Genomic DNA, 26020 nt, shown 5'->3' with positions numbered 1-26020 from the left:
CCTCTGTTTTACCCCTCACTTTTTTGCACAACCTTCAACGTCTTGCCTGGAATTTGAGTATTATTGTGCGATGACGTCGTGAAGAGATCCCCTATGAAGCAAATTCGGTTACTGGCGCAATACTATGTCGATCTGATGATGAAGCTTGGCCTGGTGCGCTTCTCCCTGCTGCTGGCGCTGGCGCTGGTGGTGCTGGCGATTGTGGTGCAGATGGCCATTACCATGGTGCTGCACGGCCAGGTGGAAAGCATCGACCTGATTCGTTCCATTTTCTTTGGCCTGCTGATTACCCCGTGGGCGGTCTATTTTCTCTCGGTGGTGGTTGAACAGCTGGAAGAGTCCCGCCAGCGGCTGACCCGGGTAGTGGAAAAGCTGGAGGAGATGCGCGAGCGCGACCTGAAGCTCAACGTCCAGCTTAAAGACAACATTGCCCAGCTGAACCAGGAGATCTCAGACCGTGTGAAAGCGGAGGCCGAGCGCCAGACCACGCTGGAACAGCTGAAAATCGAGATGAAAGAGCGCGAACAGACGCAAATCCAGCTCGAGCAGCAATCTTCTTTCCTGCGCTCTTTCCTGGATGCCTCACCGGATCTGGTCTTCTACCGCAACGAAGACAAAGAGTTCTCCGGCTGTAACCGGGCGATGGAACTCCTGACCGGCAAAAGTGAAAAACAGCTCGTCAGCCTGCGCCCGCAGGACGTCTACTCCCCCGAAGCGGCCGCCAAAGTTATCGAAACCGATGAGAAGGTGTTCCGCCATAACGTCTCCCTGACCTATGAGCAGTGGCTCGACTACCCGGACGGGCGTAAAGCCTGCTTCGAAATCCGTAAAGTGCCGTACTACGACCGCGTCGGGAAACGCCACGGGCTGATGGGCTTCGGGCGTGATATTACCGAGCGGAAGCGCTATCAGGATGCGCTGGAGCGCGCCAGCCGGGATAAAACCACCTTTATCTCCACCATCAGCCATGAGCTGCGTACTCCGCTTAACGGTATCGTCGGGTTAAGCCGCATTCTGCTCGACACCGAACTGACCAGCGAGCAGGAGAAATATCTTAAAACCATCCATGTTTCGGCGGTGACGCTCGGCAATATCTTCAACGATATTATTGATATGGATAAGATGGAGCGACGTAAAGTCCAGCTGGATAACCAGCCGGTGGACTTCACCAGTTTCCTCGCCGATCTGGAAAACCTCTCTGGCCTGCAGGCGCAGCAGAAAGGGCTACGCTTTGTGATGGAACCGACCTTGCCGCTGCCGCACAAGGTGGTCACCGACGGCACGCGCCTGCGTCAGATCCTGTGGAACCTGATCAGCAACGCGGTCAAATTTACTCAGAACGGTCAGGTGGCGGTTCGCGTGCGCTACGGCGAGGGCGAGATGCTGCACTTCGAAGTGGAAGATTCCGGGATCGGTATTCCGCAGGAGGAACAGGACAAAATCTTCGCCATGTATTACCAGGTCAAAGACAGCCAGGGGGGCAAGCCTGCCACCGGCACCGGCATTGGCCTGGCGGTATCGCGCCGGCTGGCGAAGAGCATGGGGGGCGACATTACGGTCTCCAGCAACCCAGGGCACGGCTCCGTGTTTAAGCTGAGCGTGCGTGCCCCGGCCGTGGCGGAAGAGGTTGAAGATACCTTTGCCCACGACGATATGCCGCTGCCCGCCCTGCACGTGCTGCTGGTGGAAGATATCGAGCTGAACGTAATTGTGGCGCGCTCGGTGCTGGAGAAACTCGGCAGCAGCGTCGACGTTGCCATGACCGGTAAAGCCGCGCTGGAGATGTTCACGCCGGGCGAGTACGACCTGGTGCTGTTGGATATTCAGCTGCCGGACATGACCGGGCTGGACATCTCGCGTGAGCTGACGAGCCGTTACGCCAGCGACGAACTGCCGCCGCTGGTGGCGCTGACCGCCAACGTGCTGAAAGACAAAAAAGAGTACCTGGACGCGGGTATGGACGATGTGCTGAGCAAACCGCTGGCGGTACCTGCCTTAACCGCCATGATTAAGAAGTTCTGGGACACCTGTGACGAAGAGGAGAGCACCATGACGACGGTAGATACAGAGAAAGCGAAGTCTTTGCTGGATATCGACATGCTTGAGCAGTACATCGATCTGGTTGGTCCGAAGTTGATCACCGACGGCCTGGCGATTTTCGAGAAGATGATGCCGGGTTATTTGAACGTGCTGGAGTCCAACCTGACGGCGCGGGATCAGAAAGGCATCGTGGAAGAAGGCCATAAGATCAAAGGCGCGGCCGGGTCGGTGGGTTTGCGTCATCTGCAACAGCTCGGCCAACAGATTCAGTCCCCGGATTTACCGGCGTGGGAAGACAACGTAGGTGAATGGGTTGAAGAGATGAAGCAGGAGTGGCAGAACGATGTGGCCGTGCTGAAAGCCTGGGTGGAGAGCAGAAAAAAATGACCCCGGCTAAACCGGGGTGCGCGAATACTGCGCCAACACCAGGGAAATCTTGGCTGCGCCTGAATATAAAGATGTTTTTGTCGTAGATGGCGTAGCCGGAAAATTTAGGCCGCACGCAGTTAAGATAGCAAATCTTAAATACTTTGTTACATGAATCAGTTAAATGTGTGAAGCACACCGTTTTAATCAGAATTTTTAATGCGCATTTAACATTTTTCGAGAGGGATCGCATGATGAAAAAGGTTGGTGTAGTCCTGAGCGGCTGTGGAGTTTACGACGGTTCAGAAATTCATGAGGCCGTTCTGACGCTGCTGGCCCTGGCGCGTAACGGTGCCGAAGCGGTCTGTTTTGCACCGGATAAAGCCCAGTCAGACGTGATCAACCATGTGACCGGGGAAGCGATGGCCGAAAGCCGTAATGTCCTCGTTGAGGCAGCACGGATCGCACGTGGAGAGGTTCGCCCGCTCAGCGAGGCCCTGGCCGCTGAACTGGATGCGCTGATTGTACCGGGCGGTTTTGGTGCGGCCAAAAATCTGAGTGATTTTGCCCGGCAGGACAGTGCCTGCCAGGTAGATAACGATTTAAAAGCGCTGGCCCTGCAGATGCATGAGGCAGGCAAGCCGCTGGGCTTTATCTGTATCGCTCCCGCGATGCTGCCGGCCATTTTTGATAAACCGCTGCGCCTGACCATCGGGACTGATATCGATACCGCCGAGGTCATTGAGGATATGGGCGGTGAGCATATCCCTTGTCCGGTGGACGATATCGTGGTCGATGAAGAGAACAGGATCGTGACCACGCCCGCTTACATGCTGGCGCAAACCATCGCGGAAGCCGCGACGGGTATCGAGAAGCTGGTCACCCGCGTGCTGGTGCTTGCTGAATGAGGTTAAAGCGTCCTAAAGCTGGCTGGTTAAGACGGATCGTCATTCGCATTCTGCTGGTCATGGCGGTTTTCTGGGGCGGGGGTATCGCCTTGTTTAGCTTCCTGCCAGTGCCGTTTTCAGCGGTGATGGTTGAACGTCAGCTGGGTAACTGGCTGAGCGGCAATTTCAGCTACATCGCCCACTCTGACTGGGTGAGTATGGATGAGATCTCTCCCTGGATGGGGCTGGCCGTGATTGCCGCCGAAGATCAAAAATTCCCTGAACACTGGGGATTCGACGTCGGGGCGATTGAGAAGGCGTTAGCGCATAACGAGCGCAACGAAAGCCGCATTCGGGGGGCATCGACGCTTTCTCAGCAGACGGCGAAAAACCTGTTTCTATGGGACGGGCGCAGCTGGGTGAGAAAGGGCTTTGAAGCCGGGCTGACGCTGGGTATCGAAACGGTGTGGAGTAAAAAACGGATCCTGACGGTCTATCTGAATATCGCGGAGTTTGGCGAGGGTGTGTTTGGCGTTGAAGCCGCGTCGCAGCGCTATTTCAACAAACCAGCCAGCCGTCTGACGGCGTCGGAGGCCGCGCTGCTGGCGGCTGTGTTACCGAATCCGATCCGCTTTAAGGCCAGCGCGCCATCAGGCTATGTACGCAGCCGTCAGGCGTGGATCCTGCGCCAGATGCGCCAGTTGGGTGGCGAAGGCTTTATGCAGGCTAATAAGCTGCATTAATCTTCATCAAATCCGGCGTTGAACAACGCAATCACCGCCGCCAGCGCCTCGACTTCCTGCGGGCCGGTGGCTTCGATTTCAATCTGACGGCCCTTCGCCGAATCCAGCATCAGCAGAGCAATTACGCTGTTGGCTTCGGCTTCGGTGCCTTCGTCATTACGCAGCAGAACTTCCGCGTCAAACCCCTGCATCAGTTCAAATAACTTCATCGCCGGGCGTGCGTGCATGCCCAGCTTGTTGGTGATTTCAACGGTCTGCTTTACGGTCATGTTTTACGTTTTTCCAGCGTACGATGACGGGACTGCACGTTTTTACCGCGCGAGCGGAAATAGTCAGCCAGTTGCTCAGCAATATAGACCGAACGGTGTTTGCCCCCGGTACAGCCAATCGCCACCGTTAAGTAGCTGCGATTGTTTGTCTCGAGCATTGGCAACCAGAGTTCAAGATAGCTGCGCGTCTGATAGATAAAGTTATGCACTTCCGTATGTCTGTCAAGGAACGCGGCGACGGGCTTATCAAGGCCGGTCATCGGACGCAGCTTCGGATCCCAGTGCGGGTTCGGTAAGAAGCGCACGTCGAACACGTAGTCTGCATCGATTGGAATGCCGTGCTTAAAGCCGAACGATTCAAAGACCATCGTCAGTTCGCGTTCGCGTTTGCCCAGCAGACGGGTACGCAGCATCTCCGCCAGTTCATGGACCGACATTTCAGAGGTGTCGACGATCAGATCGGCGCGGGAGCGCAGCGGCTCCAGCAAATCGCTCTCCTGGTCGATGGCGCTTTCCAGCGACAGGTTTTTGCTGGAGAGCGGATGCAGGCGGCGGGTATCGCTGTAGCGACGGATCAGCGTGTTGCGATCGGCGTCAAGGAACAGAAGCTGAGGTGAAAATGCTTCCGGCAAGCTGCTCATCGCCTGCTCAAAGATCTCCGGCGATTCAGGCATGTTACGAACGTCGATGCTGACCGCGGCAGAAATCTGCCGATCCGCCAGCGAACGCGCCAGGTCGGGCAGCAGCACCACCGGCAGGTTATCCACGCAGTAAAAGCCCATATCTTCCAGCGCGCGCAGGGCGACCGATTTCCCGGACCCCGAACGCCCGCTGACGATCATCAGCACCATGTACCGTTTCTCCTCAGGACTACAGATGTCAAAGCCATCACCCGATTACGCATCATCCTGATTGCCTTCCGTTTCCGTAATAATTTGATAGAGCTCTTCGTCGCTCTGTGCCGCACGCAGACGGCGACAGATGGTTTTATCCGCCAGACGTTTGGCCACCAGCGAAAGCGTATGCAGATGCGTTTTAGTCTGATCGGCTGGCACCAGCAGGGCAAACAGCAGATCGACAGGCTGGTTATCAATGGCATCAAAGGCGATAGGTGTTTCCAGTTGAACAAACACCCCTACAGCACGCAGAGTATCCTCTTCCAGTTTGCCATGGGGAATGGCGATGCCGTTGCCGATGCCGGTACTGCCCATTTTCTCACGGGTCAGGATCGCTTCAAAGACTACTTGTGGCGGCAGGCTCAGCTGTTTTGCGGCCAGTTCACTGATGATCTCCAGCGCACGTTTTTTGCTCTGGCAGTGAACGGCACTGCGGGTACATTCCTGATTAAGGACACTGCTCAGTTGTAGAGTGGAATCGTTATTCATCATAATTTCACCTAAGCGCTAACTGTACAAAGGGCCCGTTGTGTTTCACAACAGGCCGACCTGCACCCGTTAACTGCCCGGACAATTAGTGTTGTTTCAGTTTATCTTTATGTTTGTTTAGCTGTCGTGCCAGCTTGTCGATCAAGCCGTCGATAGCCGCGTACATGTCCTGCCCTTCCGCACTGGCATGGATTTCGCCCCCGTTGACGTGCAGGGTAGCATCCGAGATATGAGTCACTTTTTCCACTTTTAACACAACGTAGACCTGGTTGATCCTCTCAAAATACTGCTCGAGCTTGGCGAATTTAGTATTCACAAAATCGCGCAGGGCCTCAGTGATCTCGACGTTATGTCCAGTGATGTTGAGCTGCATAGTGTCTTCCTTATCGGTTGTGTCAGACCAGTTGTTTACGCTGGTTTGACGGCGGAATGGATAAAGACTCTCGATACTTCGCAACAGTGCGGCGTGCCACCATGATACCTTGTTCGGACAGCATGGTGGTCAACTTACTGTCACTCAGTGGTTTCGCGGGGTTTTCCGCGGCGATTAACTTTTTCACCAGCGCCCGGATCGCCGTCGACGAGGCTTCGCCGCCGCCTTCGGTGTTGACATGGCTGGAGAAAAAATACTTAAGCTCAAAAATACCGCGCGGGCTGTGCAGATACTTCTGCGTTGTCACGCGTGAAATTGTCGATTCGTGCATCTCGACGGCCTGGGCGATATCGGCCAGCACCATCGGCTTCATAAACTCTTCACCCTGCTCAAAAAACGCCTGCTGCTGCTCGACGATGCAGCGGCTGACGCGCAGCAGGGTATCATTGCGGCTCTCCAGGCTTTTGATCAGCCAGCGTGCCTCCTGCAGATTGCTGCGGATAAACTGGTTATCCGAGTCGTTGCGGGAGCTGGTGCACATTGAGGCGTACTGCTGATTAATTTGCAGGCGGGGGATGCTGTCGGAATTCAGCTCCACGGTCCACAGACCGTTATGTTTACGCACCAGCACATCAGGAATGACATACTCGGGCTCGCTGGTCTGAATGGACTGCCCCGGGCGCGGATCCAGCGACTGAATCAGATTGACCGCTTCTTTCAGCACCTCTTCTTTCAGTCGCGTCACACGCATCAGTGAACGGAAGTCGTGGTTGGCCAGCAGATCCAGATGTTCGCTGATGATAAGCCGGGCCTCTTCCAGCCACGGGGTCTCTTTCACAAACTGCGAAAGCTGAATCAGCAGACAATCGCGCAAATCGCGCGCGGCGACGCCGATCGGGTCAAAACGCTGCACGCGTTTCAGAACCGCTTCGACCTCTTCAATCTCAATATCATCGTCGCCGATGCTCTCCAGGATATCGTCCAGCGACACGGTCAAATAGCCGGTCTCATCGACGGCATCCACAATGGAGGTGGCAATGGCACGATCGGTATCGGAAAACGGCGTCAGCTCCACCTGCCACATCAGGTAATCCTGCAGCGACTGGGTGGTTTCACCCTGATACACCGGTAACTCGTCATCCTGATAGTCTGCCCGCGTGCCGGATGGGGTTCCGGCGGTGTAGATCTCATCCCAGCTGGCATCGAGCGGGAGTTCGTCAGGCATCTCTTTCTGCTCTAACGCATCAACCGTGTCGAGGGTTTCGTTATCCTGGGTTTGCTGAGTTTCTACCTCGTCGTGAAGATCGGTTTGCTCGAGCAGGGGGTTACTGTCCAGCGCTTGCTGGAGCTCCTGCTGAAGTTCCAGCGTCGACAGCTGCAACAGACGAATGGCCTGTTGTAACTGCGGCGTCATGGCCAGCTGTTGGCTGAGCCTTAATTGCAAACCTTGCTTCATGTTCAGAGCATTTTTCTCCGTTTACGCGAGACTTAGCTTCTACCCTATCAGAGTCTGAAGTCTTCCCCAAGGTACACGCGCTTAACATGATCATCTTCGAGGATCTGCTGCGGGGTACCGTGGGCGATAAGATGGCCCTGGCTGACAATATAAGCACGCTCACACACCGCCAGCGTTTCGCGCACGTTGTGGTCGGTGATAAGAACCCCAAGACCACTGTCCCGCAGATGCTCAATAATACGTTTGATATCAATAACCGAAATTGGGTCTACACCGGCAAAAGGTTCATCGAGCAGAATAAATTTCGGATTGGCTGCCAGCGCGCGGGCAATTTCCACACGGCGGCGTTCACCACCGGAAAGCGCCTGACCCAGGCTGTCGCGCAGGTGCTCAATATGGAACTCTTCCATCAGCTCGTTGGCGCGATCCTGACGCTGCTCAGAGGTCAAATCATCGCGGATCTGCAGTACGGCCATCAGGTTGTCGTAAACGCTCAGACGGCGAAAAATCGAGGCTTCCTGCGGCAGATAGCCGATGCCGCGACGCGCACGCGCGTGCAGGGGCAGCAGGCTGATATCTTCATCATCAATGATGATGTTACCCGCATCGCGCGGCACAATGCCCACAACCATGTAAAACGTGGTGGTTTTACCCGCACCGTTAGGACCCAACAGGCCGACAATCTCGCCGGAGTTAACGGTCAAACTGACATCTTCCACTACGCGGCGGCCCTTATAGGCTTTGGCGAGATTCTTTGCAGTTAATGTTGCCATAACGAATTAGTTACTCTTTTTCTGTGCCGGGGCCTGAGTGCTGTTTTTGTCCTGCAGCTGCGATGGAACCAGTACGGTAGTCACGCGTTTGCCTTTTTCACTGAAGGCCTGCATTTTTTGTTCTTTAACCAGGTAAGTGATCTTGTCGCCCGTGATGTTGCTGTCGAGCTGCTCCAGGTACGCATTACCGGTAAGAATCACAAAATCTTTCGCCAGCTCGTAGTGCATCTGGGAAGCGTGGCCTTTCACCGGCTTACCGTTATCCTGCATCTGGTAGAAGGTGGCTGGGTTGCCGTAGCCATCGATAATCTCTTTTCCGTCCTCACCGCCAGGACGCGTCACCACGACTTTATCGGCGTTGATTTTGATGGTGCCCTGAGTCACGACCACATTGCCGGTAAAGGTCACCACGTTGCCCTGCATATCGAGTGATTGCGTGTCAGATTCGATATGGATCGGCTGCTCGGTATCACCCGTCACAGCAAGCGCAGGAAGGCTGAGGGCCAGCAGCGCGCCGGCTATAACACTATTAAGGCTGAGTTTGTTTGCTTGGAATTTCATAGGAGGTTCTAACCTTTTCAATCAGCTCTGCGTTCTTGCTGCGTAAGTTCCCGCGCATTCTCAGACCGCTGGAATTAAATGTTGTGCCGTATAACGTAACCAGATCCTGCGAGGTTACATCCTGCGTCACAAGGTTTATCTGTGCGTTATCGGTTGTGATTTTGCGCAGCTGCGAATCGGCAGTCAGCGCATTCACTTCAACATGACCATACAGATAAAGCATACGGTCATTCGTCAGTTTTGCCCGGTCTGATTTAATCGACCACGTCGGGATCTTATTGGTATCGAACGTGGTCATTACCGGTTGGGTAAACCACGAGACGCCCTGCTCGGAAAAATACTCAACGTGCTGAGCGATAAGGCGGTAATTCAGCGCCCCTTCAGGGCTGTAAACGACGGTATCGCTGTGATCGCTTTTATACGTCGGATCGTTCGTGTTGACCGTCGGCGCTTGTTCGTCGTCCCGGTCAGCGAGATTCACGCCAATCAGTACCAGTGCGACAAGCGTTAGCAGAATAATAACCCAACGTCTGGTTTTACTCATATCGATTGCCCTTTGGCCTCATCAAGCTTACCTTGCGCCAGCAGCAACAGGTCGCAGACTTCTCGTACTGCGCCACGGCCACCGTTGATACGGGTGACATAGTCAGCGCGCGGGATCAAAAGCGGATGGGCATCGGCCACGGCGATGCTGAGTCCCACTTCTGCCATCACTGGCCAGTCAATAAGATCGTCTCCGACATAGGCGATATTTTCCGGCGCAATGGCAAGTTTACCAAGTAAGTCCCTGAAAGCGACCATCTTATCGGATTGCCCCTGATAGAGATGTGTAATGCCCAGCGTTTCGCACCGATCTTCTACCAGTTTAGCCTTACGTCCGGTAATGATGGCAACTTCTATGCCAGACGTCAGGGCACAGCGAATGCCGTAACCATCACGTACGTTGAACGCTTTCAGCTCTTCGCCATCATTGCCCATATAAACCAGACCATCAGAGAGCACGCCATCCACATCCAGGATCAGCAGGCGAATCTTTTCAGCCTGCGACATCATTTGCGCACTTACCGGGCCATAACAGGTTGCAAGGGAAGCACCCGTATTAATCATTGTCTTATCCTTCATTACACTACGCCTGCGCGCAGAAGATCATGCATATGTACCACACCCAGCAACTGGTCGCCATCTGCAACCATAACGGAGGTGATATGGCGGGACTGCATCAGGTTCAGCACTTCGACGGCAAGCGTGCCGGAACGCACCCGAATGCCGCCTGTGGTCATGACATCGGCGATACCCAGCTTGCGGACATCCACGCCCATATCAAATACCCGACGCAAATCCCCGTCGGTGAAGATCCCGTCAATCTTCCACTGGTCATTGCAGATGACGGTCATGCCCAGGTTTTTGCGGGTAATTTCCAGCAGCGCATCGCGCAGGGAGGCATCTTTACTGACGTGTGGGATTTCATCGCCAGTATGCATGATGTCATTCACGCGCAGCAGCAACTTACGCCCCAGCGCACCGCCGGGGTGGGAGAGGGCGAAATCTTCAGCGGTAAAGCCGCGCGCCTCAAGCAGGGCGACGGCCAGCGCATCACCCATGACCAGCGCGGCAGTGGTGCTGGAGGTCGGCGCCAGCCCCAGGGGGCAGGCTTCTTTTGGGACTTTGACACACAGGTGAATATCCGCGGCGCGCGCCATGCTGCTCTCGGGGCGGCTGGTGATGCAGATAAGCGGAACCTGCAGGCGCTTCAGCACCGGGATCAGCGCCAGGATCTCATTCGATTCGCCCGAGTTGGATAACGCAATGACGATATCCTGGGATGAAACCATGCCCAGATCGCCGTGCGCCGCTTCGCCAGGGTGAACGAAAAACGCGGTCGTACCGGTACTGGCGAAGGTAGCGGCCATTTTACGGCCAATGTGGCCGGATTTGCCCATCCCCATCACCACAACTTTGCCGGTGCAGTGGAAAAGCTTCTCACACGCCAGGCTAAAGTCATGATTAATATATTGATCTAACTGCGCCAGACCTTCACGTTCAATCTCCAGAACCTGTTTTCCTGCTTTCTGAAAGTCAAAACCCGGCTGCAATTCTATTTGCGACATAATGCGTTTCCGTTTACCCAGAGAGAAGCGGCGAGAGCCAGTACAGCATCGCCATCCATACGACAAATCCCACCGTCAGCAGCGCGCCAGCACCCTGACCAATCTGCCTTTTTCGCCGCCAGCAGAGCAGGGCGAAGATTGCGCTGACGACCACCATTACCCCGTAGTCTCGGCTGAACGCGAGCGGATTGAACGCGCCAGGGGCAATCAGGGCAGGCAGGCCAAGCACAATGGCAATATTGAAAATATTGGCGCCGATGATATTGCCAATCGCCATGTCGTCCTCACCCTTACGCGCCCCGGCGATAGCCGTCGCGAGTTCGGGGAGACTGGTGCCAATGGCAATCACCGTCAGGCCGATAGTCAATTCGCTCATGGCGAAATAGTTGGCCAGCACCGTGGCGTTATCAACAATCATCTGCGTCGCCATGGGCATGATGATTAATGCCACGCCCAGCCAGAGCAGCGCGACGGGTAAATTTCCCTCACGCGGCAACTCTGCTACCTGTTCGCGGGTTAAGGTGTCACTGCCTTGCTTTTCTGCCGCCCGGGCAAGCTTGACGATATACAACAGCCAGATGACCGCCAGCGCCAGCAAGAAAATGCCGTCGCTAAAGGTTAACTGCCCGTCATATAACACGTAACCCGCCAGCAGGCTGACAATTAACATTAGCGGCAATTCACGCCGCAGAACATCAGAATGCACGCGAAATGGATGCAGTAGCGCAGCAAGGCCCAGGATGAGCAAAATGTTGACGATATTGGAGCCAATAGCCGTTCCCACGGCAAGATCGACCTGATCGTGCATCGAGGCGGCGGCAGAGACAATGATCTCCGGCAGGGAGGTGCCGACGCTGACCACTGTCATCCCAATAATTAGCGGGGGAACGCCCAATAAACGACAGAGTATTGATGCGGAGAACACCAGACGGTCGGCACTGTAGACCACCAAAAGTAAACCAATTATTAACAGTGCCGTTGCAAGAAGCATCAAAAGTCCTTTCTTCAGGTATACTCGCCGGTCCACCGAGAAAAAAATCTCTGCCGCTGCATACTGTCTGTGGGCGTAACGAATTCCTAATTTTGACTTTATGCGCTGTAAAAGTAAAACAAATGCCAGCTTTCGCTTACCCCCAGAGGTAATATTCTGTAAAAATGTTGGGTTTGCGGCGAAATCAGGCATCAAGCCGATCCTGAACCGGCAACAGAAAGGAAATGTACATGAGCCTGAATGAGGCGAATTTAGTCGATGTCCGTGGCGTCAGCTTCACGCGCAGCAGCCGGGTCATTTTTGACAATATCTCTCTCACCGTGCCACGCGGTAAAATTACCGCCATCATGGGCCCGTCCGGCATTGGTAAAACGACATTATTGCGCCTGATTGGTGGTCAGATCCCGCCAGCGCAGGGCGAAATCCTCTTTGACGGCGAAAATATCCCGGCGATGTCGCGCTCGCGCCTTTATACCGTGCGTAAACGCATGAGCATGCTGTTTCAGTCCGGCGCGCTATTTACTGACATGAACGTCTTCGATAATGTCGCCTACCCGCTGCGTGAACATACGCACCTGCCGCCGGAGCTGTTAAAAAGCACCGTCATGATGAAGCTCGAGGCCGTAGGTCTGCGCGGCGCGGCGAAACTGATGCCTTCCGAACTCTCTGGCGGGATGGCCCGTCGTGCGGCCCTGGCGCGCGCCATTGCGCTGGAACCCGATTTGATTATGTTCGACGAGCCGTTCGTCGGGCAGGATCCCATCACCATGGGCGTGCTGGTCAAACTGATCTCTGAGCTGAACAGCGCGCTGGGTGTAACCTGTATCGTGGTCTCTCACGACGTACCCGAAGTGCTGAGCATTGCCGACTACGCCTATATCGTAGCGGATAAGAAAATTGTGGCGCACGGTAGCGCCCAGTCATTGCAAACCAACAGCGATGCGCGAGTCCGTCAGTTCCTTGACGGCATTGCAGATGGCCCGGTGCCGTTCCGTTATCCGGCGGGTGATTATCATAAAGATTTATTGGGAATAGGGAGTTAAGCCACTCATGCTGTTAAATGCGTTGGCCGCTCTCGGACACCGTGGCATAAAAACCATCAGGACGTTCGGGCGTGCCGGGTTGATGTTATTCAATGCGCTGGTCGGGAAACCGGAATTCCGCAAACATGCCCCTTTGCTGGTACGCCAGCTGTATAATGTCGGCGTGCTGTCGATGCTCATTATCATTGTTTCCGGGGTCTTCATCGGCATGGTGCTGGGGCTGCAGGGCTATCTGGTTCTCACCACCTACAGCGCAGAAACCAGCCTCGGTATGCTGGTGGCGCTCTCCCTGCTGCGTGAGCTGGGGCCGGTGGTCGCTGCGCTGCTGTTCGCAGGGCGTGCCGGTTCGGCGCTGACGGCGGAAATCGGCCTGATGCGGGCCACCGAGCAGCTCTCCAGTATGGAGATGATGGCCGTGGATCCGCTGCGCCGGGTGATCTCACCGCGCTTCTGGGCGGGCATGATCTCGCTGCCGTTGTTGACTATCCTCTTTGTCGCGGTCGGGATCTGGGGCGGTTCGATGGTTGGCGTCCAGTGGAAAGGGATTGATGCCGGTTTCTTCTGGTCAGCGATGCAGGGTGCCGTTGACTGGCGTCTGGACCTGGTTAACTGCCTGATTAAAAGTGCGGTATTTGCCGTGACGATCACCTGGATTGCGCTGTTCAACGGCTACGATGCGATCCCGACGTCTGCCGGGATCAGCCGGGCAACCACTCGCACCGTTGTTCATTCGTCGCTGGCCATACTGGCACTGGATTTTGTGCTCACCGCACTGATGTTTGGGAAATGAGTTCATGCAAACGAAAAAAGTAGAAATTTGGGTAGGCGTATTTGTGTTGCTGGCACTGCTGGCAGCGCTGTTTTTAAGCTTTAAAGTGGCCGATGTGACGACCATCCGTACCGAGCCGACATACCGCGTTTATGCCACTTTCGATAATATCGGTGGCCTGAAGAGCCGTTCTCCGGTGCGTATTGGCGGGGTGGTGGTAGGGCGCGTTGCCGATATCACGCTGGATGAGAAAACCTACCTGCCGCGCGTCGCGCTGGATATCGAAGAGCGCTACAACCATATCCCGGATACCAGCTCCCTTTCTATCCGTACATCCGGCCTGTTAGGTGAACAATATCTGGCCCTGAACATCGGTTTTGAAGATCCCGAGCTGGGAACGACTATCCTGAAAGACGGTGGTGTCATTCAGGATACAAAATCAGCCATGGTGCTGGAAGATATGATTGGTCAGTTCCTTTACAACAGTAACAGTAAAGGGGGTGACGAGAATCAGGCTGCGCAAACCCCTGCGCAGAGTGACATTACGCCGCCTGTTGGCACGACGAATTCATCTCAGGAGAAGTAATTCATGATTAAACGACTGTTAATGGTTGCCATGTTGATGATTGCCCCTCTGACTGCAGCTAACGCAGCCGATCAGAGCAATCCTTATCAACAGATGAATGAGGCAGCAAAGAAAACCTTCGATCGCCTCAAAAACGAGCAGCCGAAGATCCGTTCCAACCCCGATTACCTGCGTGACGTGGTCGATCAGGAGCTGCTGCCGTATGTGCAGGTGAAATATGCCGGTGCACTGGTGCTGGGCCGTTACTACAAAGACGCTACGCCAGCACAGCGTGAAGCCTATTTCACTGCATTCCGTGAATATCTGAAGCAGGCTTACGGCCAGGCACTGGCGATGTACCACGGCCAGACGTATCAGATCGCGCCGGAACAGCCGCTGGGTTCCGCTACTATCCTGCCTATCCGTGTGACCATCGTCGATCCGAACGGTCGTCCGCCAGTGCGTCTGGATTTCCAGTGGCGTAAGAACACCCAGACCGGTAACTGGCAGGCCTACGACATGATTGCAGAAGGCGTCAGCATGATTACCACCAAGCAGAACGAATGGAGCGATCTGCTGCGTACCAAGGGTATCGATGGTCTGACTGCACAGCTGAACAGCATCGCACGTCAGAAAATTACCCTGGAAGGGAACAAGTAATATGTCGCAGCTGAGCTGGACCCGTGAGGGTGAGACGTTACTCCTCTCAGGCGAGCTGGATCAGGATTATCTGAATCCTCTCTGGGATGCGCGTGAAGATGCCATGAAGGGTGTTTCCCGTATCGACCTGAGCGGTATCTCTCGCGTGGATACGGCGGGTGTGGCGCTGCTGGTTCACCTGGTGTCAACGGGCAAGCGGCAGGGCGCACAGGTGACGCTTTCGGGCGTCAGCGACAACGTCGTCACGCTGGCCCAGCTCTATAATCTGCCGGAAGACGTATTGCCTCGCTAATTTTTTCAGTACGTTACTATCAAAAGCCCTGACAGTTTCATCGTCGGGGCTTTTTGCTTGTTTAAGACCGCGTCACTTTGCTCTAAGATGTTGGGCTTGTTTTCACTACCAGATGATATAGAACCCATGGAAAATCATGAAATCCAGACAGTGCTGATGAACGCACTCGCCCTTCAGGAAGCCCACGTCTCCGGCGACGGCAGCCATTTTCAGGTTATTGCTGTGGGTGAGATTTTTGACGGCATGAGCCGCGTGAAGAAGCAGCAGGCTGTCTATGCGCCGCTGATGGAATATATCGCGGATAATCGTATCCATGCCCTGTCGATCAAAGCGTTCACCCCGACTGAGTGGGCACGCGATCGCAAACTAAACGGTTTTTGAGCTGAGGGTGGTTTGCCCGCAGCACGGTTGAATTCATACAGAGAGTAATCACATGGACAAATTTCGTGTTCAGGGGCCTACGCGCCTCCAGGGCGAAGTCACAATTTCCGGCGCCAAAAACGCCGCGCTGCCAATCCTCTTCGCCGCACTGCTCGCGGAAGAGCCGGTAGAGATCCAGAACGTACCCAAGCTGAAAGACATTGATACCACCATGAAGCTGCTCGGCCAGCTGGGTACCAAGGTTGAGCGTAATGGATCCGTGTGGATCGATGCCAGCAACGTGAACAACTTCTCTGCGCCGTACGACCTGGTGAAGACCATGCGCGCCTCTATCTGGGCGCTGGGCCCGCTGGTGGCACGTTTTGGCCAGGGTCAGGTCTCTCTGCCGGGCGGTTGCGCTATTGGCGCGCGTCCGGTCGATCTGCACATTTTTGGCCTGGAGAAGCTGGGCGCAGAAATTAAGCTGGAAGAGGGCTACGTTAAGGCGTCCGTGAACGGCCGTCTTAAGGGCGCGCACATCGTGATGGACAAGGTAAGCGTTGGCGCTACCGTCACCATCATGTCTGCGGCCACGCTGGCTGAAGGTACCACCATCATCGAGAACGCCGCGCGCGAGCCGGAGATCGTGGATACCGCGAACTTCCTGAACACGCTCGGGGCGAAGATCACCGGCCAGGGCACCGACCGTATCACCATTGAAGGCGTCGCACGCCTGGGTGGCGGCGTGTATCGCGTCCTGCCTGACCGTATCGAAACCGGGACCTTCCTGGTCGCTGCAGCTATCTCCGGCGGTAAAATCGTCTGCCGTAACGCCCAGCCTGATACTCTTGATGCGGTTCTGGCCAAGCTGCGTGAAGCGGGTGCCGATGTTGAAACCGGCGAAGACTGGATCAGCCTGGATATGCACGGTAAGCGTCCGAAGGCCGTCAACGTGCGTACTTCTCCGCATCCGGCATTCCCAACCGATATGCAGGCGCAGTTCACTCTGCTGAACCTGGTGGCGGAAGGGACGGGTGTGATCACCGAAACGATCTTTGAAAACCGCTTTATGCACGTGCCGGAACTGATCCGTATGGGCGCGCACGCTGAGATCGAAAGCAACACCGTGATTTGTCATGGCGTTGAAAAACTGTCCGGTGCTCAGGTGATGGCAACGGATCTGCGTGCATCTGCGAGCCTGGTGCTGGCGGGTTGTATTGCGGAAGGTACTACGCTGGTGGATCGTATTTATCACATCGATCGCGGCTATGAACGCATCGAAGATAAACTGCGCGCACTGGGTGCCAACATTGAGCGTGTGAAGGGCGAGTAATCGTCCTGGCAGCCCCCTGCCGTATCGACCGGGGGGTTGCTATTCCCGTCTAACAGAGCGTCACTCCTGGCGCTCTTTGTCTTCTCTTTTCTGCCGCATCATGCGCGTTCTGTCGACAAATTCGTGGGTGAGCGGGTCGTGGTAGCGCGATGGCCAGATGATCCAGGGGTCGGTGCCGAGCGCCGTGGCAATGATCAGTTCTCCCTTCGGCCAGGGACGCGTCAGCGCATTAGCCAGGGTAGAAGAACTGAGACCATTTCGGCGGGATTCTGCAGCCAGTGATGTTCCCTTTTTACGCAGCGCGGCGATAATGTCAGCCGAGTGCCAGTCGGTAAATTTCTTATCCATTCAGCAATCCCTCTGTTCTGGTATGAGTACGTCATTTCCTCTTAAATGACAGTGTTACTATACCTACTTCGAACATCGGTTCTAAAAAGTTCGCATTACACGAAGCCACATTCGGATTTTGCCAAGACTTTATTCATGCGGTCTGTAAGCGAATTATTTAACAATTTACTGGATTAAGATTTGGAACTTATTAGAACTCTCTTTTCACGTAAAAGAGAGTTCATGGGTAATTATCGATCGCGCTGAACAGCGATATGCGCGAGGCCGATTAGGGCATCTCGCCATGGACTGTCAGGAATAACCTGGAGGGCGGCAATGGCTTTATCAGCCTCTTCCTCTGCACGCTGGCGCGTCCACTCCAGAGAACCACAGGTTGCCATTGCTTCCAGTACAGGTTCCAGAAGGTGCCGGCCGTTTCCTTGCTCAATGGCTTCGCGGATGAGCTTTGCCTGCTCAGGGGTGCCGTTACGCATGGCATGTAGCAGCGGCAGCGTCGGTTTACCTTCGTTGAGGTCATCACCAACGTTTTTGCCGAGCGTCTCGCCATCGGCGCTGTAGTCGAGCAGATCGTCAATCAGCTGGAAGGCGGTGCCAAGGTAGCGCCCGTAATCCTGCAGCCCACGTTCCTGCTCGTCAGTACAGCCAGCAAGAATACCGGAGCACTGCGCAGCGGCCTCGAACAGACGCGCGGTTTTGCTGTAGATCACCCGCATGTAGTTCTCTTCGGTGATGTCCGGATCGTTGACGTTCATCAGCTGCAGAACTTCGCCTTCCGCGATAACGTTCACCGCTTTGGACATCACTTCAAGGATCTTCAACGATCCCAGGCTGGTCATCATCTGGAAGGCACGCGTATAGATAAAATCGCCTACCAGCACGCTGGCGGCATTACCAAACGCGGCGTTGGCGGTGGCCTTGCCACGACGCATGTCGGACTCATCGACGACGTCATCATGCAGCAACGTGGCGGTATGAATAAATTCGATCAGCGCCGCGATCGTGACGTGGGCATTGTCCTGATAGCCGACCGCGCGAGCGGCCAGCACAGCGATCATCGGACGGATGCGTTTGCCCCCGCCGCTGACGATGTAATAGCCCAACTGATTGATTAGGGAAACGTCAGAATCGAGCTGTTCCAGGATTGCTGCATTCACACCCGCCATATCTTGCGCGGTTAACTCATTGATTTTTTCTAAATTCATCGCAAAAGCCGGGCTTGTAGTCCTGTTTACCACATATCAAATGGGCTAACGAAGGGTTCGGTTTATCAATAGTAGCGCTGATTGTACTGAAAAAACGCGGCAGATAAACGTTACCGTACGCGTTGTGTTTTTTTTCTTCATGTATTGACTGTAGCACTTGTCAAAGGCTCGCGTTTTGCGTAATATTCGCGCCCTATTGTGAATATTTATAGCGCACTCTGAATCACACGAGGATGTGCGCGGAAGCGGAGTTTATATGTACGCGGTTTTCCAAAGTGGTGGTAAACAACACCGAGTAAGCGAAGGTCAGACCGTTCGCCTGGAAAAGCTGGACATCGCAACTGGCGAATCTGTTGAATTCGCTGAAGTTCTGATGATCGCAAACGGTGAAGAAGTCAAAATCGGCGTTCCTTTCGTTGATGGCGGCGTTATCAAAGCTGAAGTTGTTGCTCATGGTCGTGGCGAGAAAGTTAAAATTGTTAAGTTTCGTCGTCGTAAACACTACCGTAAGCAGCAGGGCCACCGTCAGTGGTTCACTGATGTGAAAATTACTGGCATCAGCGCCTAAGACCTGAGGAGAGATTTAAATGGCACATAAAAAGGCTGGCGGCTCCACACGTAACGGTCGCGATTCAGAAGCTAAACGCCTTGGCGTTAAGCGTTTCGGTGGCGAAACCGTTCTGGCGGGTAGCATCATCGTTCGTCAGCGTGGCACCAAATTCCACGCTGGTAACAACGTAGGTTGCGGTCGTGACCACACTCTGTTTGCTAAAGCAGACGGTAAAGTGAAATTTGAAGTTAAAGGCCCGAACAACCGTAAATACATCAGCATTGTTGCTGAGTAAGGTTTTCTCGGTCCGGTAACGGATTAAAGCCCCGCAACCTGTTGCGGGGCTTTTTACATTGGAAACCCGGTAATTTTTTCTGTAGGGAAAACGGGCATGAAGCAGCAGGCCGGCATTGGTATTCTTTTGGCGCTCACGACCGCAATGTGCTGGGGTGCGCTGCCAATTGCAATGAAGCAGGTACTGGAAGTGATGGAGCCGCCAACGGTGGTGTTCTACCGCTTCCTGATGGCCGGCATTGGGTTGGGGATTATCCTGGCGATAAAAGGTAAGCTTCCCCCTCTGCGCATCTTTCGTAAGCCACGCTGGCTGGTAATGCTGGCGATTGCGACGGGCGGCCTGTTTGGCAACTTCATTTTGTTCAGCTCTTCCCTGCAGTACCTCAGTCCCACGGCCTCGCAGGTTATTGGTCAGCTTTCACCGGTAGGCATGATGGTTGCCAGCGTCTTCATCCTTAAAGAGAAGATGCGCGGCACGCAGATTATCGGGGCGCTGATGCTTCTCTGCGGTCTGGTGTTGTTCTTCAATACCAGCCTGATAGAGATTTTTACCCGTCTGACGGATTACACCTGGGGTGTGATTTTCGGCGTGGGTGCGGCGGCGGTGTGGGTGAGTTATGGCGTCGCGCAAAAGGTGTTATTGCGCCGTCTGGCGTCACAGCAGATCCTGTTTTTGCTGTACACTTTATGTACAATTGCACTGTTGCCGCTGGCGAAGCCGGGTGTGATTACCCAGCTTAGCGACTGGCAGCTGGCGTGTCTGATCTTCTGTGGTCTTAACACGTTAGTGGGCTATGGTGCCCTTGCAGAAGCGATGGCGCGCTGGCAGGCAGCGCAGGTGAGCGCGCTGATTACCCTGACGCCACTGTTTACACTGTTATTTTCAGATTTATTATCAATGGCCTGGCCCGATTTCTTCGTCAAACCGATGTTAAACCTGTTGGCTTATCTCGGTGCGTTTGTCGTGGTTGCGGGCGCGATGTATTCCGCCATTGGTCATCGTCTTTGGGGACGTTGGCGCAAAAGTGAAGCGGTCGTAGTGTCCCCCGCTCAGGCGAATGATTTACGGAGAGTAAAATGAAGTTTGTTGATGAAGCAACGATCCTGGTCGTGGCAGGTGATGGCGGTAATGGTTGCGTTAGCTTCCGCCGTGAAAAATACATTCCGCGTGGCGGCCCTGACGGCGGCGACGGCGGCGACGGCGGTGACGTATGGCTTGAAGCCGACGAGAACCTTAACACCCTGATCGATTATCGTTTTGAAAAATCTTTCCGTGCTGAGCGTGGCCAGAACGGCCAGAGTCGTGACTGTACCGGTAAACGTGGTAAAGACGTTACGGTTAAAGTTCCTGTCGGTACGCGCGTTATCGATCAGGGCACTGGCGAAACCATGGGTGACATGACCAAACACGGTCAGCGCCTGATGGTTGCTAAAGGCGGCTGGCACGGTCTGGGCAATACCCGTTTCAAATCTTCCGTTAACCGTACTCCGCGTCAGAAAACGATGGGTACGCCGGGCGATAAGCGCGATCTGCAGCTGGAGCTGATGCTGCTGGCTGACGTCGGTATGCTGGGGATGCCGAATGCGGGTAAATCTACCTTCATCCGCGCCGTCTCTGCAGCTAAACCGAAAGTGGCTGACTATCCGTTTACGACCCTGGTACCAAGCCTCGGCGTGGTGCGTATGGACAACGAGAAGAGCTTCGTGGTGGCCGACATCCCGGGCCTGATCGAAGGCGCTGCCGAAGGGGCGGGCTTAGGTATTCGCTTCCTGAAGCACCTTGAGCGTTGCCGCGTTCTGCTGCATCTCATCGATATCGATCCGATCGACGGTTCCGATCCGGTAGAAAACGCCCGTATCATTATTGGCGAGCTGGAAAAATACAGCGATAAACTGGCTGCCAAGCCGCGCTGGCTGGTCTTCAACAAGATTGACCTGATGGACAAAGCTGAAGCCGAAGCGAAGGCGAAAGCCATTGCTGAAGCGATGGGCTGGGAAGATAAGTACTATCTCATCTCTGCTGCAAGCCAGATGGGCGTAAAAGACCTTTGCTGGGATGTGATGACCTTTATCATCGAGAACCCGGTTACCCAGGCAGAAGAAGCGAAACAGCCTGAAAAAGTCGAATTCATGTGGGATGACTACCACCGCGAGCAGCTCGAAGAGCAGGCGGAAGCAGAAGACGACGAAGACTGGGATGACGACTGGGATGAAGACGACGAAGAAGGCGTCGAGTTCATCTATAAGCGTTAAGACGGTCATCAGCCCCCTTATCAAGGGGGCTTTTTTTAGTTCAGTTTTTCCGGTAGCCAACAGGCGACGATTAATCCACCTTCAGGTCGATTCTCCAGCGTCAGTCTGCCGCGGTGCAGCTGCACGATACGCTGAACAATGCTCAATCCCAGTCCGCTACCGCCATAGCGTTGATCGATACGACGGAACGGCTCGGTAATTGACTGGCGATGGGCTTCCTCAATGCCAGGCCCCTGATCGCAGACACTCACCCACGTACCGCCGTCGACTTCCTGCATTCCCACTTCAATGGTGGTTCCTGCCGGGCTGTATCGCACCGCATTTTCCAGCAAATTGCGCAGCATCAGTCGCAGCAAGGTGGCGTCACCCTGCACGCTCTGCGGGCCCGCCTGCGGCCAGATGAGGGTATGGCTTTTCGCCTCATTCTCCAGCGCCAGCGGTGCAAAAATTGCTTCGCTCCAGTTAACCGTGTCGTAGTGCCCACTAGCCAGAGCCTGGCCTGCGCGGGCCAGCATCAGCAGTTGTTCCACGGTATGCATCAACTGGTCGATGCGGGCAACCAGCGTCGTCGCCTGAGGCGAGCCTGACTGCGCCATCAGTTCCAGATGCAGGCGAATGCCCGCCAGCGGTGTACGGAGCTCGTGCGCGGCATCAGCGGTGAACAGACGCTCCTGCTGAATGGTTTGATCCAGCCGGGCAAGGAGCTGATTTAATGAGGTGGTGACGGCACCAATCTCTTCCATGTCGGAGTACATCGGCAGCGGGGTGAGATTGTCGGCAGATCGGTTTGCCAGGCTGGTGCGTAGCTGATTGAGCGGACGGGTGATCCAGCTGACGGCCCAGAAGGAGAACAGCAGCGTAAAGCCGACCATCACCAGCGAAGGGACCAGCAACGAGGCGATCGCCTCCCGGATCTCTTTCTCGACATGCTGATTACGGGCTTTTGCGGAGAGCGTCTCGCTCACCAGGAAGCTGATCTGCTCCCGGCTCTCATGCCACAGCCAGATGACGCTGACCAGTTGAAAGAACAGCAGAATCACTGCCAACAGCACCATCAGACGACGGCGCATGCTGTTCATTTTTGACTCTCAAGGCGATATCCCACGCCGCGCACCGTTTTGATCCGGTCTTTACCCAGCTTACGCCGCAGATTATGGATGTGAACCTCCAGCGTGTTGGAGCCCGGATCGTCCTGCCAGGAGTAGATATCCTGCTGTAAGGTTTCCCGGTGGACGGTCTGTCCAGTACGCATGATCAGCCGCGTCAGCAGGGCGAACTCTTTTGGGGTGACTTCGACCGGCCGGGAGTGCTGTAAAACCTGCTGCGTTTGCAGATTCAGCGTGAGATCGCCATCGCTGAGCAGGTTGTCACTGTGCCCCTGATAGCGGCGTATCAACGCTCTGGCGCGCGCCTGAAGTTCTGCCAGCGCAAAGGGCTTAACCAGATAATCGTCGGCGCCGGAGTCCAGGCCGTTAATCCGGTCTTCCAGCGCGTCGCGGGCGGTCAGGATCAGCACGGGATTATCGAACCCCCGGCGGCGCCACTGGCTCAGCAGGGTCGCCCCGTCTTTATCCGGCAGGCCAAGATCGAGGATCACCAGGCTGTACTCGCCGCTCTGGATAAGACCATCAGCCTCGGCGGCAGTACCCGCACAATCAAGCGTGTAGCCCTCGGCCGAGAGCGCCAGGGCCAGCCCTTCCTGTAGCAGCAGATCGTCTTCAACAATGAGTAATTTCATCGCTAGTTATTCTGATAAATGTCCTTGTAAAGCCGGCTTTCAAAGCGCACCAGCGGGATACGGCGGTTACGTTGGTCAGCAGGTTCAACCGCATAGCCAGAAAGGTACTGCACAAATGCCATTCGCTGTCCGCTGGCGGTGGTGATAAACCCGGCCAGGTTATACACCCCTTGCAGGGAACCCGTTTTGGCAGAGACTTTGCCATCGACGCCCGCAGCGTGCAGCCCCGCACGGTACTGCAATGAACCGTCATAACCGGCAAGCGGCAGCATTGAGATGAAGTTTAGTTCAGTGTCGTGCTGAGCAATGTACTGTAGCACCTGCATCATGGTGGTAGGGGAGATCAGGTTATGACGCGACAGACCTGAACCATCCACCGCGATGGTATTGCCGAGATCGATGCCGGCCTGCTGGCGGAGGATCTGACGCACCGCATCTGAACCGGCACGCCAGGTGCCAGGTACGCCGAAACGTGCATGGCCAATCATGCGAAACACGGTATCGGCGATCATGTTGTCCGATTTTTTCAGCATGATTTTGAGCAGATCGTGCAGCGGTGCCGATTGCTTACTGGCAATCACGGTGCCGGGCTCGTTGCTCTGCGTCTGGCGCAGCAGGGTACCGCTGTAGGTAATGTTGGCCTGCTTCAGCTCATCTTTGAGGATCGCCCCCGCATAGTTTGCTCCGTCCTGAATAGCGAAGGCCAGCGGCAGCGGATCGGCACGCTGCGACAGGCAACCGGTCAGGGTAAAGCGGTTCAGATCGCCCGGGACCACATCCAGTTCGCAGTACTGCGCTTCCGGTGAGCCTTTCGCCAGCGTACGCACCTGGCTGAACATGTTGACCGGATAGTAAGACGCCACCCGAATAAAGGCTAAATCGTTGGGTTTTGGTGCGCTGTATAACGAAATGGAGAAGCAGTTGCGATCGACAATCGCTGCCGCAGGCGGGGCGCTGAAGCACTGGGTCATATCATTCCACGGCCAGCCGGGCGCTTTATCATGGCTGGCGAAAATGGACGTATCAATGAGCACATTACCTTCAATGCGCTGGACGCCAGACTTCTTCAACACGGCGACCATGTTGCGAATATCCTGACGCTTAAAGGTCGGATCGCCGCCAAAGCGGGCGATAAGATCGCCTTTCAGTACGCCACTCTCGATGTTGCCTTTGCTTTCAAGCGTGGTCGTGAAACGAAAATCAGGTCCCAGCTGCAGCAGGGCAGCCAGCGCCGTGATCACCTTTTGCGTACTGGCGGGCAGAGCCATCTGCTGGCTGTGATAATCAATTTCAGGCGCCTGGGCACCCACCTTTTGCACGACCAGAGCAAGATTGGCGCCATCGGGCAGCTGATTAATATACTCGTCGACGTTCGCTGCCTGGACAGTGAACGCTATAGTGGTGGTCAATCCGATGATAAATCTGGAAAATCGCATAATCTCGCGCTAACAACCCGGAAACAAACCGCCATACTACGGCCCAACGCCCTGTAAAGTAAACGATGACCCATACTGAACTTCGCGGTAAAATGCGTATCAAATTGAAAAATTGCTGCTGACCTGGGAGTTTGCTTCCGGGTCAGTTTTCTTTTGCTTCTGACCTGTGCCAGGCTGTGATGCCTGCGGGGCCAGTCGTCGGGTCGGTTACCCGTACCCAACAGGAATGTCAAAGAGGTATAACAAATGCAAGCTATTCCGATGACCTTACGTGGCGCTGAAAAACTGCGTGAAGAACTGGATTTCCTGAAATCTGTTCGCCGCCCTGAAATCATTGCTGCGATCGCTGATGCGCGTGAGCATGGCGATCTGAAAGAGAATGCTGAGTATCACGCTGCGCGTGAACAGCAGGGGTTCTGCGAAGGGCGTATTAAAGATATCGAAGCCAAGCTGTCGAATGCACAGGTGATTGATATCACAAAAATGCCAAATAACGGGCGTGTGATTTTTGGTTCAACCGTCACCGTGATCAATCTGGATACCGATGAAGAGGTCTCCTACCGCATCGTGGGTGATGACGAAGCTGACTTTAAGCAGAATCTGATCTCGGTAAACTCACCAATCGCACGCGGCCTGGTGGGTAAAGAGCAGGACGATGTTGTCACCATCCGCACCCCAGGTGGCGAAGTGGAATTCGAAATTACCAAGGTTGATTACCTGTAATTCGCATCCACGGGCAGATGTTGATACATTGTAAAGATAGGAAAAAGGCCGCATAGCGGCCTTTTATCAACTCAAGGAGCATGGCATTTTGCTCACCTGCTAAAGAAAAACCCCTCGTTTTACACAGTAACTGTGTTCAATTCAGGATAATCTTAGCGTGGCAGCGAGATTTTACGCTCTTTAGATGGGCGGTAGAGCACCAGCGTTTTACCGATGACCTGTACATTACAGGCGCCGGTCTCGCGCACGATTGCTTCCACGATCAAGGTCTTGGTGTCTCTGTCTTCAGAGGCAATTTTCACCTTGATTAATTCGTGGTGCTCCAGCGCTTGTTCAATCTCGGCCAGTACCCCTTCGGTCAAACCATTGTTGCCAAGCATAACTACAGGCTTGAGCGGATGTGCCAGACCTTTAAGGTGCTGTTTTTGTTTAGTACTCAGATTCATCGTATATTTTTGCTTACGTTGGGATTGAAAACGGTTCATTCTACCGCCATCTCCCT

At 54.8% G+C, this 26020-nt stretch carries 32 protein-coding genes; 15 read left to right on the top strand and 17 right to left on the bottom strand.

What is annotated here, in order from left to right; genetic code table 11:
* Positions 1 to 93: 93 nt before the first annotated feature.
* The 3 genes from arcB to mtgA all read left to right on the top strand — a co-directional run bounded on the left by arcB (position 94) and on the right by mtgA (position 4036).
* Complete coding sequence (gene arcB / locus ACOYA6_RS18750; protein WP_039031622.1) at positions 94 to 2427, top strand: aerobic respiration two-component sensor histidine kinase ArcB; 2334 nt, start codon at positions 94 to 96, stop codon at positions 2425 to 2427.
* Positions 2428 to 2660: 233 nt separating this feature from the next.
* Complete coding sequence (elbB, locus tag ACOYA6_RS18745) at positions 2661 to 3314, top strand: isoprenoid biosynthesis glyoxalase ElbB (RefSeq protein ID WP_422655209.1); 654 nt, start codon at positions 2661 to 2663, stop codon at positions 3312 to 3314.
* The gene (gene mtgA, locus ACOYA6_RS18740) at positions 3311 to 4036 is read left to right on the top strand and encodes a monofunctional biosynthetic peptidoglycan transglycosylase (RefSeq protein ID WP_039031623.1); all 726 of its coding nucleotides are present in this window, start codon (positions 3311 to 3313) and stop codon (positions 4034 to 4036) included. Before elbB ends, mtgA begins: the two co-directional genes overlap by 4 nt.
* Here mtgA and npr read toward each other — a convergent pair.
* From npr to ACOYA6_RS18685, 11 genes are all read right to left on the bottom strand, one after another.
* Entirely contained in the window at positions 4033 to 4305 is a 273-nt protein-coding gene (gene npr, locus ACOYA6_RS18735) for a PTS phosphocarrier protein NPr (protein ID WP_032614489.1), read from the bottom strand. The genes mtgA and npr overlap by 4 nt on opposite strands.
* Positions 4302 to 5156: an RNase adapter RapZ gene (gene rapZ, locus ACOYA6_RS18730; protein ID WP_039031624.1), complete on the bottom strand. Its 855-nt coding sequence runs from the start codon at positions 5154 to 5156 to the stop codon at positions 4302 to 4304. Before rapZ ends, npr begins: the two co-directional genes overlap by 4 nt.
* A 45-nt stretch (positions 5157 to 5201) precedes the next feature.
* On the bottom strand, positions 5202 to 5693 hold the full coding sequence (gene ptsN / locus ACOYA6_RS18725) for a PTS IIA-like nitrogen regulatory protein PtsN (RefSeq protein WP_039031625.1): 492 nt from the start codon (positions 5691 to 5693) through the stop codon (positions 5202 to 5204).
* A gap of 82 nt (positions 5694 to 5775) precedes the next feature.
* Positions 5776 to 6063, bottom strand: coding sequence for a ribosome hibernation promoting factor (gene hpf, locus ACOYA6_RS18720; RefSeq protein WP_039031626.1), 288 nt, complete (start codon positions 6061 to 6063; stop codon positions 5776 to 5778).
* Between the two features lie 22 nt (positions 6064 to 6085).
* On the bottom strand, positions 6086 to 7519 hold the full coding sequence (gene rpoN, locus ACOYA6_RS18715) for an RNA polymerase factor sigma-54 (RefSeq protein WP_039031627.1): 1434 nt from the start codon (positions 7517 to 7519) through the stop codon (positions 6086 to 6088).
* A gap of 47 nt (positions 7520 to 7566) precedes the next feature.
* Positions 7567 to 8292 (bottom strand): LPS export ABC transporter ATP-binding protein, encoded by a 726-nt coding sequence (gene lptB, locus ACOYA6_RS18710; protein ID WP_039031628.1) that lies wholly within the window; start codon positions 8290 to 8292, stop codon positions 7567 to 7569.
* A gap of 6 nt (positions 8293 to 8298) precedes the next feature.
* Entirely contained in the window at positions 8299 to 8853 is a 555-nt protein-coding gene (lptA, locus tag ACOYA6_RS18705) for a lipopolysaccharide ABC transporter substrate-binding protein LptA (RefSeq protein WP_039031629.1), read from the bottom strand.
* Positions 8822 to 9397 carry an LPS export ABC transporter periplasmic protein LptC gene (gene lptC / locus ACOYA6_RS18700; RefSeq protein ID WP_039031630.1) on the bottom strand — a complete coding sequence of 192 codons (576 nt, stop codon included), beginning with the start codon at positions 9395 to 9397 and terminating at the stop codon, positions 8822 to 8824. The genes lptA and lptC overlap by 32 nt, the downstream gene beginning before the upstream one ends.
* Entirely contained in the window at positions 9394 to 9960 is a 567-nt protein-coding gene (gene kdsC / locus ACOYA6_RS18695; protein WP_039031836.1) for a 3-deoxy-manno-octulosonate-8-phosphatase KdsC, read from the bottom strand. Before kdsC ends, lptC begins: the two co-directional genes overlap by 4 nt.
* Before the next feature lie 14 nt (positions 9961 to 9974).
* Positions 9975 to 10961, bottom strand: a complete 987-nt coding sequence (kdsD, locus tag ACOYA6_RS18690; RefSeq protein WP_039031631.1) for an arabinose-5-phosphate isomerase KdsD — start codon at positions 10959 to 10961, stop codon at positions 9975 to 9977.
* Between the two features lie 13 nt (positions 10962 to 10974).
* Complete coding sequence (locus ACOYA6_RS18685) at positions 10975 to 11952, bottom strand: calcium/sodium antiporter (RefSeq protein WP_039031632.1); 978 nt, start codon at positions 11950 to 11952, stop codon at positions 10975 to 10977.
* 230 nt (positions 11953 to 12182) lie between these two features.
* Here ACOYA6_RS18685 and mlaF point away from each other — a divergent pair, with 230 nt between their 5' ends.
* From mlaF to murA, 7 genes are all read left to right on the top strand, one after another.
* Positions 12183 to 12995: a phospholipid ABC transporter ATP-binding protein MlaF gene (gene mlaF, locus ACOYA6_RS18680; RefSeq protein WP_039031633.1), complete on the top strand. Its 813-nt coding sequence runs from the start codon at positions 12183 to 12185 to the stop codon at positions 12993 to 12995.
* A 7-nt stretch (positions 12996 to 13002) separates the two neighbouring features.
* Positions 13003 to 13785 (top strand): lipid asymmetry maintenance ABC transporter permease subunit MlaE, encoded by a 783-nt coding sequence (gene mlaE / locus ACOYA6_RS18675; protein ID WP_103824932.1) that lies wholly within the window; start codon positions 13003 to 13005, stop codon positions 13783 to 13785.
* A gap of 4 nt (positions 13786 to 13789) precedes the next feature.
* A complete protein-coding gene (gene mlaD, locus ACOYA6_RS18670) occupies positions 13790 to 14350 on the top strand; it encodes an outer membrane lipid asymmetry maintenance protein MlaD (protein ID WP_139563703.1) in 561 nt (186 codons plus the stop codon).
* Positions 14351 to 14353: 3 nt separating this feature from the next.
* Positions 14354 to 14989: a phospholipid-binding protein MlaC gene (mlaC, locus tag ACOYA6_RS18665; protein ID WP_039031635.1), complete on the top strand. Its 636-nt coding sequence runs from the start codon at positions 14354 to 14356 to the stop codon at positions 14987 to 14989.
* Position 14990: 1 nt separating this feature from the next.
* Positions 14991 to 15281, top strand: coding sequence for a lipid asymmetry maintenance protein MlaB (gene mlaB / locus ACOYA6_RS18660; protein ID WP_039031636.1), 291 nt, complete (start codon positions 14991 to 14993; stop codon positions 15279 to 15281).
* Positions 15282 to 15407: 126 nt separating this feature from the next.
* The gene (gene ibaG / locus ACOYA6_RS18655; protein WP_032614457.1) at positions 15408 to 15662 is read left to right on the top strand and encodes a BolA family iron metabolism protein IbaG; all 255 of its coding nucleotides are present in this window, start codon (positions 15408 to 15410) and stop codon (positions 15660 to 15662) included.
* A 52-nt stretch (positions 15663 to 15714) separates the two neighbouring features.
* Positions 15715 to 16974: a UDP-N-acetylglucosamine 1-carboxyvinyltransferase gene (gene murA / locus ACOYA6_RS18650; RefSeq protein ID WP_039031637.1), complete on the top strand. Its 1260-nt coding sequence runs from the start codon at positions 15715 to 15717 to the stop codon at positions 16972 to 16974.
* 60 nt (positions 16975 to 17034) lie between these two features.
* On the opposite strand, the gene sfsB is transcribed toward murA, so the two are convergent.
* Together sfsB and ispB are read right to left on the bottom strand one after the other, a co-directional pair.
* On the bottom strand, positions 17035 to 17322 hold the full coding sequence (gene sfsB / locus ACOYA6_RS18645) for a DNA-binding transcriptional regulator SfsB (protein WP_138370306.1): 288 nt from the start codon (positions 17320 to 17322) through the stop codon (positions 17035 to 17037).
* A 230-nt stretch (positions 17323 to 17552) separates the two neighbouring features.
* Entirely contained in the window at positions 17553 to 18524 is a 972-nt protein-coding gene (ispB, locus tag ACOYA6_RS18640; protein WP_039031639.1) for an octaprenyl diphosphate synthase, read from the bottom strand.
* Positions 18525 to 18780: 256 nt separating this feature from the next.
* Between ispB and rplU the strand changes: the two genes are divergently transcribed.
* The 4 genes from rplU (at position 18781) to cgtA (ending at position 21621) form a co-directional block, all read left to right on the top strand.
* Positions 18781 to 19092: a 50S ribosomal protein L21 gene (gene rplU, locus ACOYA6_RS18635; protein WP_003025032.1), complete on the top strand. Its 312-nt coding sequence runs from the start codon at positions 18781 to 18783 to the stop codon at positions 19090 to 19092.
* A 19-nt stretch (positions 19093 to 19111) separates the two neighbouring features.
* Entirely contained in the window at positions 19112 to 19369 is a 258-nt protein-coding gene (rpmA, locus tag ACOYA6_RS18630) for a 50S ribosomal protein L27 (protein ID WP_007673187.1), read from the top strand.
* Positions 19370 to 19465: 96 nt separating this feature from the next.
* Positions 19466 to 20449 carry a DMT family transporter gene (locus ACOYA6_RS18625; RefSeq protein ID WP_039031640.1) on the top strand — a complete coding sequence of 328 codons (984 nt, stop codon included), beginning with the start codon at positions 19466 to 19468 and terminating at the stop codon, positions 20447 to 20449.
* On the top strand, positions 20446 to 21621 hold the full coding sequence (gene cgtA / locus ACOYA6_RS18620) for an Obg family GTPase CgtA (RefSeq protein WP_039031641.1): 1176 nt from the start codon (positions 20446 to 20448) through the stop codon (positions 21619 to 21621). Before ACOYA6_RS18625 ends, cgtA begins: the two co-directional genes overlap by 4 nt.
* A gap of 35 nt (positions 21622 to 21656) precedes the next feature.
* Here cgtA and pmrB read toward each other — a convergent pair whose 3' ends face one another.
* Genes pmrB through dacB form a run of 3 tightly spaced genes read right to left on the bottom strand, consistent with a single transcriptional unit; the run spans position 21657 to position 24795 of the window.
* Complete coding sequence (pmrB, locus tag ACOYA6_RS18615) at positions 21657 to 22700, bottom strand: two-component system sensor histidine kinase PmrB (protein ID WP_138370305.1); 1044 nt, start codon at positions 22698 to 22700, stop codon at positions 21657 to 21659.
* The gene (gene pmrA / locus ACOYA6_RS18610) at positions 22697 to 23359 is read right to left on the bottom strand and encodes a two-component system response regulator PmrA (RefSeq protein WP_039031643.1); all 663 of its coding nucleotides are present in this window, start codon (positions 23357 to 23359) and stop codon (positions 22697 to 22699) included. The genes pmrB and pmrA overlap by 4 nt, the downstream gene beginning before the upstream one ends.
* Before the next feature lie 2 nt (positions 23360 to 23361).
* Complete coding sequence (gene dacB, locus ACOYA6_RS18605; RefSeq protein ID WP_422655190.1) at positions 23362 to 24795, bottom strand: serine-type D-Ala-D-Ala carboxypeptidase; 1434 nt, start codon at positions 24793 to 24795, stop codon at positions 23362 to 23364.
* Positions 24796 to 25041: 246 nt separating this feature from the next.
* Between dacB and greA the strand changes: the two genes are divergently transcribed.
* Positions 25042 to 25518, top strand: coding sequence for a transcription elongation factor GreA (gene greA / locus ACOYA6_RS18600; RefSeq protein WP_039031645.1), 477 nt, complete (start codon positions 25042 to 25044; stop codon positions 25516 to 25518).
* 152 nt (positions 25519 to 25670) lie between these two features.
* Here greA and yhbY read toward each other — a convergent pair whose 3' ends face one another.
* Entirely contained in the window at positions 25671 to 25964 is a 294-nt protein-coding gene (yhbY, locus tag ACOYA6_RS18595) for a ribosome assembly RNA-binding protein YhbY (protein WP_032614629.1), read from the bottom strand.
* Positions 25965 to 26020 lie beyond the last annotated feature (56 nt).

The organism is Leclercia barmai (assembly GCF_049312895.1).
Taxonomy (GTDB): domain Bacteria; phylum Pseudomonadota; class Gammaproteobacteria; order Enterobacterales; family Enterobacteriaceae; genus Enterobacter; species Enterobacter barmai.
The sequence above is the reverse complement of the archived record's forward strand: the minus strand, read 5'-3'. Positions and strand labels throughout refer to the sequence as shown.